This is a genomic window from Blastococcus sp. URHD0036, from assembly GCF_000701365.1.
Classification (GTDB): Bacteria; Actinomycetota; Actinomycetes; order Mycobacteriales; family Geodermatophilaceae; genus Trujillonella.
Map to the genome: position 1 here is coordinate 64,786 of NZ_JNIK01000002.1, position 14,895 is coordinate 79,680.

General features: G+C 72.2%; 16 protein-coding genes. 5 read left to right on the forward strand and 11 right to left on the reverse strand.

Translation table 11 applies throughout. The annotated features are described in order from the left end of the window. Positions 1–261 precede the first annotated feature (261 nt). From N555_RS0101655 to N555_RS0101675, 5 genes are read left to right on the forward strand one after another with little or no spacing between them, the layout of a single operon-like run. The gene (locus N555_RS0101655) at positions 262–1,815 is read left to right on the forward strand and encodes an AMP-binding protein (RefSeq protein WP_029429767.1); all 1,554 of its coding nucleotides are present in this window, start codon (positions 262–264) and stop codon (positions 1,813–1,815) included. Next, complete coding sequence (locus N555_RS0101660) at positions 1,816–2,277, forward strand: hypothetical protein (protein ID WP_029429768.1); 462 nt, start codon at positions 1,816–1,818, stop codon at positions 2,275–2,277. Continuing rightward, the gene (locus N555_RS0101665) at positions 2,274–2,687 is read left to right on the forward strand and encodes a MaoC family dehydratase (protein ID WP_029429769.1); all 414 of its coding nucleotides are present in this window, start codon (positions 2,274–2,276) and stop codon (positions 2,685–2,687) included. Before N555_RS0101660 ends, N555_RS0101665 begins: the two co-directional genes overlap by 4 nt. Next, positions 2,684–3,103 (forward strand): acyl-CoA thioesterase, encoded by a 420-nt coding sequence (locus N555_RS0101670; RefSeq protein WP_029429770.1) that lies wholly within the window; start codon positions 2,684–2,686, stop codon positions 3,101–3,103. Before N555_RS0101665 ends, N555_RS0101670 begins: the two co-directional genes overlap by 4 nt. Next, on the forward strand, positions 3,100–3,696 hold the full coding sequence (locus N555_RS0101675; RefSeq protein ID WP_081865899.1) for a nuclear transport factor 2 family protein: 597 nt from the start codon (positions 3,100–3,102) through the stop codon (positions 3,694–3,696). The genes N555_RS0101670 and N555_RS0101675 overlap by 4 nt, the downstream gene beginning before the upstream one ends. 125 nt (positions 3,697–3,821) lie before the next feature. Here the strand turns inward: N555_RS0101675 and N555_RS0101680 are convergent, their stop codons facing one another. From N555_RS0101680 to N555_RS0101730, 11 genes are read right to left on the reverse strand one after another with little or no spacing between them, the layout of a single operon-like run. Continuing rightward, entirely contained in the window at positions 3,822–4,679 is an 858-nt protein-coding gene (locus tag N555_RS0101680) for a mycofactocin-coupled SDR family oxidoreductase (RefSeq protein ID WP_029429772.1), read from the reverse strand. Next, complete coding sequence (locus tag N555_RS0101685; protein ID WP_051683551.1) at positions 4,676–5,437, reverse strand: enoyl-CoA hydratase/isomerase family protein; 762 nt, start codon at positions 5,435–5,437, stop codon at positions 4,676–4,678. Before N555_RS0101685 ends, N555_RS0101680 begins: the two co-directional genes overlap by 4 nt. Continuing rightward, positions 5,434–6,201, reverse strand: coding sequence for an enoyl-CoA hydratase/isomerase family protein (locus N555_RS0101690; protein WP_029429774.1), 768 nt, complete (start codon positions 6,199–6,201; stop codon positions 5,434–5,436). The genes N555_RS0101685 and N555_RS0101690 overlap by 4 nt, the downstream gene beginning before the upstream one ends. Beyond that, positions 6,198–7,025: an amidohydrolase family protein gene (locus N555_RS0101695; protein ID WP_051683553.1), complete on the reverse strand. Its 828-nt coding sequence runs from the start codon at positions 7,023–7,025 to the stop codon at positions 6,198–6,200. The genes N555_RS0101690 and N555_RS0101695 overlap by 4 nt, the downstream gene beginning before the upstream one ends. A gap of 13 nt (positions 7,026–7,038) precedes the next feature. Beyond that, the gene (locus tag N555_RS0101700; protein WP_051683554.1) at positions 7,039–7,824 is read right to left on the reverse strand and encodes an SDR family NAD(P)-dependent oxidoreductase; all 786 of its coding nucleotides are present in this window, start codon (positions 7,822–7,824) and stop codon (positions 7,039–7,041) included. Further along, positions 7,821–9,050 carry a CaiB/BaiF CoA transferase family protein gene (locus tag N555_RS0101705; RefSeq protein WP_029429777.1) on the reverse strand — a complete coding sequence of 410 codons (1,230 nt, stop codon included), beginning with the start codon at positions 9,048–9,050 and terminating at the stop codon, positions 7,821–7,823. Before N555_RS0101705 ends, N555_RS0101700 begins: the two co-directional genes overlap by 4 nt. A gap of 38 nt (positions 9,051–9,088) precedes the next feature. Next, complete coding sequence (locus N555_RS0101710; RefSeq protein WP_029429778.1) at positions 9,089–10,552, reverse strand: aldehyde dehydrogenase family protein; 1,464 nt, start codon at positions 10,550–10,552, stop codon at positions 9,089–9,091. Further along, positions 10,549–11,076, reverse strand: a complete 528-nt coding sequence (locus N555_RS0101715) for a MaoC family dehydratase (RefSeq protein ID WP_081865900.1) — start codon at positions 11,074–11,076, stop codon at positions 10,549–10,551. Before N555_RS0101715 ends, N555_RS0101710 begins: the two co-directional genes overlap by 4 nt. Before the next feature lies 1 nt (position 11,077). Further along, the gene (locus N555_RS0101720; RefSeq protein WP_029429780.1) at positions 11,078–12,019 is read right to left on the reverse strand and encodes an HpcH/HpaI aldolase/citrate lyase family protein; all 942 of its coding nucleotides are present in this window, start codon (positions 12,017–12,019) and stop codon (positions 11,078–11,080) included. A 13-nt stretch (positions 12,020–12,032) separates the two neighbouring features. Beyond that, positions 12,033–13,199 (reverse strand): acyl-CoA dehydrogenase family protein, encoded by a 1,167-nt coding sequence (locus N555_RS29040; RefSeq protein ID WP_029429781.1) that lies wholly within the window; start codon positions 13,197–13,199, stop codon positions 12,033–12,035. 10 nt (positions 13,200–13,209) lie between these two features. Then, positions 13,210–14,859 (reverse strand): AMP-binding protein, encoded by a 1,650-nt coding sequence (locus N555_RS0101730; RefSeq protein ID WP_029429782.1) that lies wholly within the window; start codon positions 14,857–14,859, stop codon positions 13,210–13,212. Between the last annotated feature and the right edge of the window lie 36 nt (positions 14,860–14,895).

The window sequence follows — 14,895 nt, forward strand, 5'->3', positions numbered from 1 at the left end:
GGTCGGCGACCGTCCGGGAGACGGGAGCAACACCGGCGCACATCGATGTGACGTGGGTAACGATGCGCATTGATGTCATGGTTTGCGGGTTCGCGTCAATAGAACGCTTCCACCGATACGACTACGTGATCAGGAACGAGAGCGTCTCGTCGGGCCTCGTCGATGCACAGGGGGCTGGCATCCGGAGCCAAACATGCATATGGTTCGCCCAGTCACGTGCCCTGTGGGGCCGGTCACAACGTGGAGACGAGAGAGGGTCACATGAACCAGGGACTGATCCCGGCCAAATGGGCGGCGCTGACCCCGCGCAACGAGGCCGTCATCGACGTGCCGAACAACCGGCGGCTGACCTATGCCGAGTTCGACACCCTCGTCCGTCGCCTGGCCAACGGCCTGCGCGGGCTCGGCCTCGAGCAGGGCGACCGGTTCGGCGTCCTCTCCCGCAACTGCGCCGAGTTCCACGCGCTGTACTTCGCCGCCGGGCGGGCCGGCCTGGTGCTCCAGCCGCTCAACTGGCGGCTGGCCGGCGAGGAGCTGGCCACGATCGTCCGGGACGCGTCACCCAAGGTGATCATCAGCCAGGACGAGTTCAGCGAGGCGATCGAGCAGCTCCAGCGCGACGTCGACGTCCCGAACTGGCTGCAGTTCGGCGACAAGAGCGACGGCAGCTTCACCCGTTTCGTCGAGGCCGCCAGCGACGACGAGCCGATCTGGACGCCCTCGATCGGCGACGACGACCCGTTCTTCATCCTCTACACCGGCGGGACCACCGGGAAGAGCAAGGGCGCCATGCACACCCACCGCAGCGCGGGGGCGATGATGCTGGCGCAGACCGTGGCCGAGCGGATCGTGCCCAGCGACGTCTACATGCTGACCGGGCAGATGTACCACATCCCGATCGTGCTGGCGATGAACTACAACCGGCACGGCTGCCCGCTGGTCCTGGTCAACTTCGAGGCCAAGCAGGCCCTGGAGATCATCCAGGAGGAGAAGGTCTCGGCCTTCCTCGGCATCACCACGATGATCAACTGGATGATGGCCGTCCCGGACTTCGCCAGCTACGACCTGTCGAGCCTGCGCAACTTCCAGTACGGCGGCGGCCCGATGCCCTCGTCGGTCGTCCGGGCCGCCATGGACAACTTCCCCTGCACGATGATCCAGGGCTACGGGCAGACCGAGGGCGCCGGGATGACGTTCCTGTCGCAGGAGGACCACATCGACGCCGTGAAGGGGATCCACCCCGAACGGCTGCGCTCCTGTGGCCGTGAGGGCTTCACCGCGCAGATCCGGGTCGTCGACGAGCGCGGCAACGACGTCCCCCGCGACGGGCGGACCGCCGGCCAGATCGTCGTCCGCGGCGAGCAGAACATGATCGGCTACCTCAACCAGCCCGAGCTCACCGCGCAGACCATCCACGACGGGTGGATGTGGACCGGCGACATGGCGACCTGGGACGAGGACCGCTACATCTTCATCGTCGACCGGGCCAAGGACATGATCATCTCCGGCGGCGAGAACATCTACTCGGTCCAGGTCGAGGAGGCCATCAACCAGCACCCGGCGGTGCTCGAGTGCGCGGTCTTCGGTGTCCCGGACGACGAGTGGGGCGAGACGGTCAAGGCCGTCGTCGTCCTCAAGCCCGGGCAGACCGCCAGCGAGCAGGACATCATCGACGAGGCCAAGAAGCACCTGGCCAGCTACCAGAAGCCGCGCTCGGTGGACTTCGTCGGCGAGCTGCCCAAGGCGCCCACCGGCAAGATCCTCAAGCGCAACCTGCGCGACCCGTACTGGGCCGAGCGCGACCGGGGCGTCTGAGTGGGGTTCGCCGAGGCAGACCTCGACGGTCAGGTGGGCCGGGCCTTCCCGGGTGGCACGTACACCGTGCACCCCTGGCGGGCCTGGCTCCTGGCCGACACGGTGCTGGCCCAGCCGCCGTCGGTGCGCTCGGCCGGCGAGCAGGTGGCCCACCCGCTGTTCGCCTGGATGGCGGCCACCGGCGCGATGGGCATCACCTGGGACGAGCTGTTCTCCTGGTTCGGCGCGACCGCGGCCGACGGCCCGGTGTTCGGCGAGCACGAGACGACGCTGCACCGCCCGCTGCGGGTCGGTGCCGCGTACCGGGTGACCGGCGGGATCGTGTCGGCCGAGCGCAAGGTGGGCCGGCGCACCGGTGTCTTCGACGTCGTCGGGTACTCCATGGACCTGCACGACGAGAGCGACGGCGCGCACGTCGCCACGTGCTGGAACTCCATCGTCTTCCCCCGGAGGGACGCATGACGACCGCCGTCGAGGTGGGCACCGAGCTGCCGGGGTACGAGGTGCCCTCGGTCAGCGCCGAGAAGATGAAGACGATGGCCGCGCTGCTGTCGGACCCCACCGCGATCCACTGGGACGTCGAGACCCTGCAGGCGCTCGGCATGGGCGACCGGCCGGTCAACCAGGGCCCGCTGAACATGGGGTACGTCATGAACGCCGTGACCGACTGGGCCGGCGGCCCCGACCGGCTGCGCCGGTTGCGGGTCCGCTTCCTCGGCAACGTGCTGGCCGGCCACCACCTGCGGGTGCGCGGCACGGTCACGGCGGTGCGCGAGGAGGAGGGCGCCCGGGTGGCCGACTGCGACGTGGTGCTCGAGGTGGTCGACGGCGATGCGGTGGTCTCCGGGACGGCGACGGTGGTGCTCTCGTGAGCTCGCCCCTGCGCTTCCAGCTGTCGTACGGCGACTGCGACACCGTCGGGATCGCCTACTTCGCCGTCTACTACCCGTGGATGGAGCGGGCCTACAGCACCTGGCTGTACTCCCACGGCCTCCGCTCCGGCGAGCTCGTCGAGCAGCACGGGTTCATGACGGTCGGCGTGCACTCCGAGTGCACGTACAAGGCGATGGTCCGCGTCTTCGACGAGCTGACGATCCGCCTGGTGCTCGACCGGGTGGGGTCGTCGTCCTACACCGTCGGCTTCGACTTCCTCCGCGGCGACGAGGTCGTCACCCACGGGACGATGACGTTCGTCTGCCGCACGCCCGAGGGCGGCAAGGCGGCGATCCCCGACGTCCTCATGGACGTGCTGCGCACGTTGCCCTCCGCGGAGGGTGCGGCGGCGTGACGCTCGACCTCGCGGCCGTGACGGCCGCGCTCACCACCGTGCCCGCGCTCCCCGAGGGCGACGCGGCGGCGCTGGCCCGGGTGGTCCGAGACCTGGCCGACCGGCAGGCGATCGCCGACCTCGCCGTCCTCTACGCGCGGGCCGTGGACGACCACGCGATCGACGCCCTGGTGGCGATGTACACCCCGGACGGCGTCTTCGAGCGCCGCGGCGTGCCGGCGACCGGTGCGGCCGAGATCCGGGCCGCCTACGTGGCCAGCTTCGACACCTACCGGACGATGCTGCACACCCCGCATCCCGGCGTGGTGCAGCTGCACGGCGACGGGACGGCGACGGGCTGGTCGCACGGGCACGCGGAGCTGGCGACGCGGAGCACGCTGGTCCTCGCCTCCTACCGGTACGAGGACACCTACCGCCGGGTCGGGGGCCGGTGGCTGTTCGCCCGCCGGTCGCTGGGGTTCTCCTACGCCGTGCCCGCCGACCAGCTGGCCGGCAGTTTCGGCGACGAGCTCCGGATGCGCTGGCCGCGTACCGAGCCGGAGGCCGCCGACTTCCCCGAGTCCGTGCCCACCTGGGACACCTACCGCAGCTAGCGGGCCCGGGGTGCCGGCTCGCGACACCGCGGCAGTGCCGCCGCGCCGTCCCGGGTGCCGCCCCGCGGCGCGGCACCGGCCACGACAGCGCGGCACTGCCGCGGTCGGAACGCCGGCGCGAGCCGTCAGGGGCGGACGGGCGAGGGGTTGAAGCCGGGCATCGCCAGGTGCCCGGCGTCGATCGGGAAGGCCTGGCCGGTGACCCCGTACGCGCCGTCGCCGGCCAGCCAGACGGCGGCGTCGGCGATCGCCTCGGGTCCGAGCGCACCCTGCCCGCCGAGGATGCCGTAGTGCAGCGCGGAGGCCTCGAAGTCCGCGCGCGTCCCGCCGGGCCGGCCGGCCATCCGGTCGTAGAGGCCCGGCCAGTTGGTCATCGGCGTGTCCACCAGGCCGGGACACAGGGCGTTGACCCGGATCCCGTGCGGGCCGAGCTCCAGGGCCGCGCTGCGCATCAGCCCGAGCACCCCGTGCTTGCTCGCGGCGTAGTGCGCGGCGCCGGCGTTGCCGCGCAGGCCGTTGACCGAGGAGACGAGCACCATCGACCCGCTCCCCCGCTCGATCATGTGCGGCGCGACGGCCGTCATGGACCGCCAGACGCCGAGCAGGTTGACGTCGAGCACGTCGCGGAACTGCTGCTCGGTGAGCTCCCAGAACGGCCCGGTGGAGAAGATCCCGGCGTTGGCGACGAGCACGTCGAGGCGGCCGAACGTGGCGAGCCCCTCCTCCACCGCCGCGGCCAGCGCGGCGCCGTCGCGGACGTCGGCGGTCCGGGCGACGATCCGCCGGTCCAGCGCCTCGACCTGCGCGACCGTCTCCTCGAGATCGGCAGCCTGCGCGGTCGGGTAGGGCACCGAGCCGATCGGGGCGTCGATGTCGACGGCGACCACGTCGGCCCCCTCGCGGGCGAAGGCGACCGCGTGCGCCCGCCCCTGCCCGCGGGCGGCCCCGGTCACCAGCACGACCCTGCCCTGCAGCCTGCTCACGGGCGGTCCCCTCTCCTCGCGTCGAAGGCCGCGGCGGCGGCCCGGTGCTCGGGCGACGCGAACAGCAGCGCGGTCGCCTCGGTGGACTCGGCGAAGCCGCCGCCCGCGTCCCGGTTCAGGAACGCCTTGGCCACCTGGACGGCGAGCGGGGAGTGCGCGGCCATCCCGGCGGCGAGGGCGACCGCGGCGCCGAGCAGCTCGCCGTCGGGGTGCACCTCCTGCACCAGGCCGATGCGCTCCGCGACGCCGGCCGGGATCTCCCGCCCGGTGAACGCCAGGAGCCGGGTCCAGTTCCGGCCCATCACCTCGGGCCCGCGGACGATGCCGTACGTCGGCATCAGGCCCATCGTCGGCTCCTTGAGGGCGAACCGCGCCGACTCCGCGGCGAGGACGACGTCGCAGGCCAGCACCAGCTCGGTGCCCCCGCCGAAGGCGATGCCGTTCACCGCCGCGACCACCGGCACCGCGCAGCGCTCCACCGAGGTGAAGGCGTCGACCACCCGGCGCAGGTGCGGCCGGACCCGGGAGACGTCGCCGGCCAGGTCGAGGAACGTGGCCACGTCCCCGCCCGCGGAGAAGGCCCGGCCCTCCCCGGTGAGCACGGCCGCGCGGATCCCGTCGTCGGCACCGAGGGAGCGCATGACCGCGGTGAGCTCGGCGAAGAACTGCTCGTCCATCGCGTTGAGCTTGTCGGGCCGGGCGATGGTCAGCAGGGCGACGCCCGGCGCCGGCTCGCTGCGGCGGATGCGCTCGCTCACGCGTCCGGCGGGGGGAACTGCGGCCGGCGCTTCTCCAGGAACGCCTGCGCGCCCTCGGCCATGTCGGGGCTGCCGATGGCCTGGACCAGCATCCCGAGGCCGTTCGTGAACGAGTCGCGGGCGGCGTTCCACCACACGTTGGAGCTGACCTTGGCGATCTCCAGGTAGCGCGGGGAGAGCCGGGACAGCTCCTCGACCAGCTCGTCGACGGCGGCGACCAGCTCGTCGTCGGGCACGACCCGGTTGACCAGGCCGAGCTCCAGCGCCTGGGCGGCGGAGTAGCGGCGGCACAGGAAGGCCATCTCCTTGGCCCGCTTCTCGCCGATCTGCACGCCGAGCACGTTGGTCGCGCCGGTGACCGGGGCGCTGCCGACCCGGGGGCCGGTCTGGCCGAAGGTGGCCGATTCCGCGGCGATCGCCAGGTCGCAGGCGATGACCAGCTCGTTGCCGCCGCCGGCGGCGGGGCCGTTGACCGCCGCGACGACCGGGCGGGGGTGGGTGCGGATCGCGTCGAACAGCCGCAGCGAGCCGCGGTAGAGCCCGCGCATCGCGGTCACGTCCGGCTCGGCCAGCCCGGTCAGCGCGCCGCCGGCGCAGAAGCTGCCCGGGACGCCGGTGATCACGACGGCGCGGCTGCGGGTGCTGGCCTCCAGCGCCTCGACGACCGCCTCGGCCATCACCGGGTCGTAGGCGTTGCGCCGGTCGGGCCGGTTGAGGGTGATCCAGGTGGCGTCGCCGCGCTGCTCGACGAGCACGTCGCTCATGCCGGCTGCTCCACCGGGCCGGGGACCGGTGCCTCGGGGTCGATGCCCATGAGCCGGGCGAAGTTGCCGCCGAGGATGCCCTCGGTCACCTCGTCGGAGAGGCCGAGCGCCTTGATGGCGGCGATCTCCTTGGCGGGGTCGGCCATCGGCCAGTCCGAGCCGAACACGATCCGGTCGGCGCCGTGCTTGCCGACGATCTCGCGCACCTTCTCCGGGGCGAGGGTGGCCAGCGAGGGTGGCCAGGATGTCTCCAGGTACACGTTCTCCCCCAGCAGGTCGGCCTCGGCCTCCTCGAGCTTGTGGTAGCCGCCGAAGTGGCAGGCCACCATCTTGAGGTCCGGGAACTGGCGGACGATGTCGCGGATCATCCCCGGCGTCGCCCGCTCGTTGCTCTCCTTGTCGCCCCCGGCGCCCACGTGGGCGATGACGGCGATCCCGGCGGCGGCCAGGCCCTCGAGGATGTCCCAGACCCGGGGGTCGGAGTAGGCGAACCCCTGGAACAGCGAGTGCAGCTTGACGCCGCGGATGTCGTTGCTCTGCAGGCTGGCCAGGTTCTCCTCGACCGGCAGGTCGGGGTGCACGGTGCCGAACCCGAACAGGGAGCCGCCGCGGCTGCGGCCGACGAAGCGGTTGGTCCCGTCCACGTACTTGGCGGTGTCGGCGATGCCCAGCAGCACCCCGCGGTCGACCCCGGAGGCGGCGAGCACCCCGGGCAGGGTGGAGATCTTGCCGTCGCCCACCCGGGGCAGCTGCGGCACGCGGGGGCCCAGCGCCCGCTCGGCGATCGCGTCGGGCCAGGCGTGGCAGTGCACGTCGATGATCACAGCTGCTCTCCCATCAGGGCTGTCCACCGTCGACGGTGAGCACCGCGCCGGTGGTGAACGAGGACCAGTCGCCGGCCAGGTACAGGCAGGCGCCGACGATCTCCGACGGCTCGCCGCCGCGGCCCATCGCGAAGGTCGCCGACCGCTTCGCGAACGCCTCCATGTCCCAGGCGGCGGAGACGTCGGTGAAGAAGGTGCCGCACATGATCCCGTTGACCCGCACGGCCGGCCCGAAGGCGTGCGCCAGGCCGACGGTGACGGCGTTCAGGCCGGCCTTGGCCGCGGCGTAGGGCACGATGTCGGCCCGCGGCCGGACGGCGCCGGTGCTGCTGATGTTGATGATCGAGCCGCCCTCGCCGGCCGCCATCCGGGTGCCGATGAGCGCGGCGAGCCGGAACGGGCCCTTGAGGTTGACCCCGAGCACCTTGTCGAACAGCGTCTCGCTGACGTCGGCGACCGTGTCGTAGACCGGTGACATCCCGGCGTTGTTGACCAGCACGTCGACCCGGCCGAACTCGCCGTAGGCGGTGTCGACCAGCGCGTCGAGGGCGTCCCAGCGGCCGACGTGCGCCGCCACCGGCAGCGCCTTCCGCCCGGTCGTCTCGCGCACCTCGGCGGCGGCCTTCTCGCAGCTGTCCAGGTCGCGGCTGGCGATGACGACGTCCGCGCCGGCGGCGGCCAGCCCGAGCACCATCTCCCGGCCGAGCCCCCGGCTGCCCCCGGTGACCAGGGCGACCTTCCCGGACAGGTCGACGGCGGGACCCGGCCGCGTGGAGGGCGCGCTGCCGGGCGCCGTCATCGGGCGGCGACCGGCGTCGGGCCCACCACGGCCGCGGCGCCGAGCGCCTCGAGCTCCTGCGCGGGCATGCCCAGCAGGTCGGTCAGGGCCGACCGGGTGTGCTCGCCGATCGACGGGACGCCGTCGTAGGTCGGGCCCTCGTAGCTGCCCATGTGCAGCACCGGACCGGGCACGAGCGCCTTGCCCAGCACCGTGTTCGCCAGGGGCACGAGGGTGCGGTCGAGGAAGTGCGGGTCCTCGACGATGTCCTTGGCGTCGTTGACCGCGGCGGCGACGACCTCGTGCGCGTCGAGGTCGTCGAGCACCTCGTCGCGCGGGCGCTGCCCCACCCACGCCGCGACGATCTCCTGCAGGGCGTCGTTGTTCGCCATCCGCGCCACGTTGGTGGCGTACCGCTCGTCGGTCTTGAGGTCGGCGCGCTCCATGGCGTCGAACAGCCGCATGGCGATCGTCTGGTTGGACGCGGCGATCGACAGCCACTGCCCGTCGCCGGCCTGGTAGATGCCCCGCGGGGAGGCCGAGCCCGAACCGTTGCCGACCCGCTGCTGGATGAAGCCGCTCGCCGTGTAGTTCAGGATCAGGTCGCCGAGGATGAACATCAGCGGCTCGTAGAGCGCCACGTCGACGACGTCGCCCCTGCCCGTGCGGGTGCGGTTGAACAGCGCCGTCGTCGTCCCGAAGGCGGCCGAGAGGCCGGCGATCGAGTCGGCGAAGCCGAACGGCGGCGAGGTCGGCGGGGTCTCCGGCCAGCCGTTGATGTAGGCGTAGCCGCTGGCGGTCTCGGCGACGGTGCCGAAGCCCGGCCGCTCCCGGTAGGGCCCGGTCTGGCCGAAGCCGGAGACGCGGGTGAGGACCAGGCCGGGGTTGTCCGCCGACAGCACCTCGTAGCCGAGTCCCCAGTCCTCCAGCCGGCCGGGACGGAAGGACTCGACGACGACGTCGACCTCCGCGGCGAGCCGGCGGACCAGGTCGCGGCCCTCCGGGCGGCGCAGGTCGATGCCGATCGACTCCTTGCCGGAGTTCAGCCGGGCGAAGCCGATCGACATGCCCTCGAACTGCGGTGTCCACTGCCGGGCGAAGTCGCCCGACGCCGGGTCCTCGACCTTGACCACCCGCGCGCCGAAGTCGCGCAGCATGCGGCCGGCCGTCGGTGCGGCGTACATCGTGCCCAGTTCCAGGACCGTGACCCCCGCCAGCGGCGGGACCCCCTGTGTGCTGCCGGTCATGGCTCCCCCTCGGGTGCTCGGGTCGTTCAGGTCAGCTGTCATGGCCGCCACTGCACGTGCTGGGGCTCCAGGTACTCGCGGATGCCCCACTCGCCGATCTCTCTGCCCACTCCGGAGAGCCCGAAGCCGCCGAACGGCGCGTCCGGGCGCATGTTGCCGCCGCCGTTGACCCAGACCGTGCCCGACCGCAGCTGGGCGGCCAGTGCGCGGCCGTGCTCGACGTCGGGCGTGTAGACGTTCGCGGCCAGCCCGTAGGCGGTGTCGTTCGCCAGCCGGATCGCCTCCTCCTCGGTGGAGAAGGGGACGACGACGCCGACCGGGCCGAACACCTCGTTCTGCACGAGCCGGTTGTCGTGCGACAGCCCGGTGAAGACGACCGGGTTGACGAAGTAGCCCTTGTCCGGGACCGGGGTGTCCAGCGACAGCGCGATGTGGCCGCCGTCGGCCAGGCCGTTGTCGATGAAGGACTGCACGCGCTGCCGGTGGTCCTCACGGATCATCGGGCCGATGTTCACGCTGCGGTCCCACGGGTCGCCGACCTTGAGCGCGCCGAAGGCCTCCTTGGAGGCGCCGAGGAAGTCGTCGACCAGGCTCTCGTGCACCAGCATCCGGGCCAGCGCCGCGCAGCCCTGGCCGCCGTTGCGGGCCCAGCGCAGGTGGATGTCCTTGGCCAGCGCGGCGGCGTCGATGCCGGGCAGCAGGATGTTCGGCGACTTGCCGCCGAGCTCGAGGGTGACGCCCTTCAGCCCGCGCGCGGCCTGCTCCATGATCGCCGCGCCGACGGCGTCGGAGCCGGTGAAGGAGACCCGGTCCACCCACGGGTGGGTGGTGAGGTGCTGCCCGACCGAGGGGCCGTCGCCGATGACGACGTTGATGACACCGGCCGGGATCCCGGCCTCCTCGAACAGCTCGCCCATCCACAGCGTGGTCAGCGGGGTGCGCGGGGAGGGCAGCAGCACCGTCGTGCAGCCGGCCGCCAGCGCCGCGCCGAACTTGAAGACGGCGAGGTTGATCGGGTAGTTGTAGCCGGTGATGCAGGCGACCACCCCGGCCGGCCGGTAGGCGACCTCGGAGTAGCTGAGCACCGGGTCGTGCCACTCCCCCAGCTGCACCGTGCGGTCGACCAGCGCCGCCTCTGCCATCCACCGCAGGTGCACGATGCCGAGCTTGACCTGCATGGCCTCGGCGAAACCGGCGGGCGTGCCGACCTCGTTGACGATCGAGGCGGTCAGCCGCTCGGTGTGCTTCTCGAACACGTCGGCCAGCCGGTGGATGGCGGCGCTGCGCTCCTGCGGGGAGGCGGCGGCCCAGGCGGGGAACGCCTTCCGCGCGGCGGCGACGGCCTGGTCGACCTGCTCGATGCTGGCCGTGGCGACGGTGGCGTGCACCTGCTCGGTGGCGGGGTTGAGGCCGTCGATGGACGGGCCCTCGCCCGGCACCAGCCGGCCGTCGATCAGCAGCTCGCGGGTGGTGGGGACCCAGTTGCGCAGGTCGTCGGTCATGCTCGCGCCTCCTCGTCGGCGGTGGTGGGGGCGGTGGTGGGTTCACCGGTCACGACCGGGTTGGAGCCACCGTGCTCGGGGGACTTCGCCATCAGGCCGACGCGGGTGCAGACCATGATCAGCTCGTCGTGCTGGTTGTAGCCGCGGTGCTCGAACCACACGATGCCGCTGTCGGTCCGGCTCCTGCTCTCCCGCTTGTCCAGGATCGTCGTCTCCCCGCGCAGCGTGTCCCCGTGGAAGACCGGGTGCGGGAACTTCACGCTGTCGTAGCCCAGGTTCCCCAGTGTGGTGCCGAACGTCAGCTCCAGCACGTGGAAGCCGCCGACCAGCGCCAGGGTGAAGAGGCTGTTGAACAGCGGCCGGCCGTGGATCGTGCCCTTGGCGAACTCGTGGTCCAGGTGCAGCGGCTGGGTGTTCATCGTCAGCGACGTGAACAGCACGTTGTCGGACTCGGTGACGGTGCGGGTGAACGGGTGCCGGTAGACCCGGCCGACCTCGAACTCCTCGAAGTACAGACCGCGCATGTCAGTGGCCCCCTTCCGGGGCGTCGATGCCCGAGGACTGGTACCGCGCGGCCTCCGCTGCGCGGCCGCCGGGCGTCGCCCGCGCGTGCTCCAGCCACTCCGTGGCGGTGTCGGCGTGCGCCTTGTCGATGTGCACGCCCCGGTAGCGGACGGCGCCGTGACCGGCGGCCGCGGCCGAGGCGTAGGCGGCGACCAGGCCCTCGTGGAACTCGACCTCGTCGGCGGTCGGCGTGAACGCCTCGTTGACGGTGGCCACGTGCGAGGGGTGGATGGCGATCATCCCGCGGAAGCCCAGCTGGCGGCCCTTCTCCGCGAAGGCCTTGAGCCCGGCGAGGTCCTCCAGCCGCTCCCACAGCCCGGTCAGCGGGTGGATCCCCGCCTCCCGGCAGGCCAGCAGGATCCGGCTGCGCAGGTAGAGCGTCTCCTCGCCCTCCGGCGTCCACCGGTAGCCGACGGCGCGGGCGATGTCGGCGTGCTCGGCCGTCGGGCCGATCATCGCCCCGACCCGCGGCGAGGCCAGCGCGATCTCCCGGGCGTTCTGGATGGCGCCGATCATCTCGACCGGGACGATGTACTCCAGGCCGGAGACGCCGTTGCGCTCCTCGAAGTGGTCCAGCAGCGCGTCGTAGCGCAGCACGTCCGACGCCACGCTGATCTTCGGCGCGAAGACCCCGGTCAGCCCCGGGACGACGACGGCCTCGAGGTCGCCGCCGGTGAGCCGGGTGTCGAGCGGGTTGACCCGCACGAACAGGCCCACCCGCCGGTCCTTCGCCCGGACGGCCGCGATCGACTCGGCGACGGTCTGCCGGGCGCCGAGCTTGAGGTCGGCGGGCACCGAGTCCTCGAGGTCGAGCACGATGCAGTCGGCGCCGGCGGCCAGCGCCTTGTCGATCCACGCGGGCTTGTGCCCGGGGACGAAGAGGATGGAGCGGTACGGCACCACGGCGCGTCCCCCGTCAGTAGCTGCGCGGCAGGCCGAGCACGTGCTCGGCGGTGTAGTTGAGGACCATCTCCTGGCTGATCGGGGCGATCCGCATCAGCCGCGCCTCGCGGAAGTACCGCTCGACGTGGAACTCCTTGCCGTAGCCGAAGCCGCCGTGCACCTGCAGCGCGACGTCGGCGGCGTAGAAGCCGGCCTCGGCGCAGAGGAACTTGGCGGCGTTGGCCTCGCGCCCGCAGGGCAGCCCGCGGTCGACCATCCAGGCCGCCTTCTGCACGACCTGCTCGGCGGCGTCGAGTCGGATCTGCGCCTCGGCGAGCTGGAAGGAGATGCCCTGGTTCATGCCGATCGGCCGGCCGAACACCTCGCGCTGCTTGGCGTACTCGGTCCCGCGGCGCAGCGCCGCCTTGCCGATGCCGAGCGCGGCGTTGGCGCTGATCACCCGCTCGGCGTTGAGCCCGCCGAGGATGGTGCGGAACCCGTGCCCGGGCTCCCCCACCACGTCGGAGTCGGCCACGAACAGGTCGTCGATGAACAGCTCGTTGGTGTCGACGGCGTTGCGGCCCATCTTCGGGATCGGCCGGACCTGCACCTTGTCCCGGTCGATCTCGGCGAACAGCAGGGTCATGCCCTGCGTCCGCTTCGCCCCGGCCTCGCGCGGCTCGGTGCGGACCAGCAGCAGCATCCGCTGGGACTCCTGGGCCTTGGTGATCCACACCTTCTTGCCCGAGACCAGGTACCCCCCGTCGACCTTGCGGGCGAAGGTGGAGATGTTGGTGGTGTCGGTGCCCGCGTCGGGCTCGGTGACGGCGAAGGAGACGTGCAGGTCGCCGCTGGCCGCCTGGGGCAGGAAGCGCCGCTTCAGGTCCTCGGAGCCGTGCTCGATGATCGGGTGGTAGCCGAAGATCCCGATGTGGACGGCGCTGCAGCCACCCATGCCGGCGCCCGAGGCGGCGATCTCCTGCTCCACGATCGCGGCCTCGGTGACGCCCAGCCCGCCGCCGCCGTACTCCTCGGGGATGGTCAGGCCGAGCCAGCCGGCCTTCTGCACCGCCGCGTAGAACTCCCAGGGGAACTCGTGCGAGGTGTCGTGCTCCATCCAGTACTCGTCCGGGAAGTCCTTGCACATGGCCCGGACGGCCTCGCGGATGTCCCGGTGGACCGGGTCCTCGGTGTAGTCCACGTCAGCCTCCTCAGCGTGCGGCGGCGGAAGCCAGCCGGTCGACGGTGTCCGCGGTGATGCCGAGCTCCCGCAACTGGGCCTTCTGCACCTTCTCCGACGGCGTCTTCGGCAGCGCGTCGACGAGGCGGATGAAGCGCGGGGTGGCGAAGGCCGGGATCCGGCCCTCGCACCACTGCCACAGCTCCGCGGCCTCGACCGGTGCGGAGGCCACGACGTAGGCCATGACCTCGTCCTCGCCGGCCTCGGAGTCGGCGGGCACGGCGATGACGGCCACCTCGAGGACGGCGGGGTGTGACAGCAGCCCCTGCTCGACCTCGTAGGAGCTGATGTTCTCCCCGCGGCGCCGCAGCGCGTCCTTGTAGCGGTCGACGAAGTAGAACCAGCCGTCGGCGTCCTTGCGCAGGGCGTCGCCGGTGTGGAACCACAGGTTGCGCCAGGCCTCGACGGTCTTCTCCGGCATGCCGAAGTACCCCATGGAGCAGGTCCACGGGAACCTCGGCCGGACGGTCAGCTCGCCGACCTCGCCGACCGCCACCTCGCGGTCGGTCTCGGGGTCGACCAGCCGGACGTCGAACCAGTCGGCGGCCTGCAGTCCGGCCGCGCCGGGGGGCCGGGGCTCCCCGTAGGGCGACAGGATCGGCGCGCTGGTCTCGGTGAGGCCGAAGACCTCGGTGAACGCCTCGATGCCGAAGCGCTCCTTGAAGCCGTCGACGATGGAGCTGGCGGTCGGCGCGGCGAAGACCGTCCGGAGCACGTTGTCGGCGTCGTCGTCCTTCGCCGGCTGCTTCCAGATGAAGTCCATCATCACGCCGATGAGGTTGGTGGCCGTCACGCCCGAGACCCGCAGGTGCTCCACCCAGCGGCTGGCGCTGAACTTCGGCCGGCACACCAGCCGGGCGCCGGCGATGAGCGCCGGGTAGGCCGCCATGAACTGCGCGTTGCCGTGGAAGAGCGGCGTGCAGGTGAAGTAGACGTCGTCGGCGGTCAGCCGCTGCAGGCTGACGACCTCCTGGCCGAAGAAGTACATCTGCGCGTGCGGCATGGCCACGCCCTTGGAGGGGCCGGTCGTGCCGGAGGTGAAGAAGATCGACGCCTGCGCGTGCGGCGGCGGGGTCGGGAAGTCCGCGCCGGGCCGGGCGCCCTGGGCGAGCTCCTCCCACGGCGCGGCCTGCCAGCCGGCACCGGTCAGGGTCGCGATCGCCGCGTCCCGGCTGCCGGTGTCGACGACCCAGAACTTCTCGATCACGCGGGCCGGGTCGCCCACGGCGGGGAACTTCGCGGCCTGGACGTCGTCGATGACGGCCCACCGCGGCGCGGCGACGGTCATCTGGTGCTCGAGGAACATGCCCTCGTAGGCGGTGTTGACCGGCACCTCGATGGTGCCGCCGACGCCGGTACCCAGCCAGGTGCGCAGGAACTGCGAGGAGTTCGCCGCCATCACCAGCACCCGGTCCCCGGCGACGGCGCCGGCCTCGGCCAGCCGGTCGGCGACCGACTCCGCCTGCGCCAGGGACTCGGCGTAGGTGAGGGTCAGCCCCTCTTCGGGCAGGTCGAGGAACACCGCGCCGGGTCGCTGGTCCGCGTGGTGGCGCAGCACCGTCGCGAGCGTCCAGTCCCCCTGGTCCGCGAAGGCCGGCACCAGGTCCGTGTAGGTCCGCATGACTCCCCTGCCGACGTCGTCGTCCGTTGCCAATAG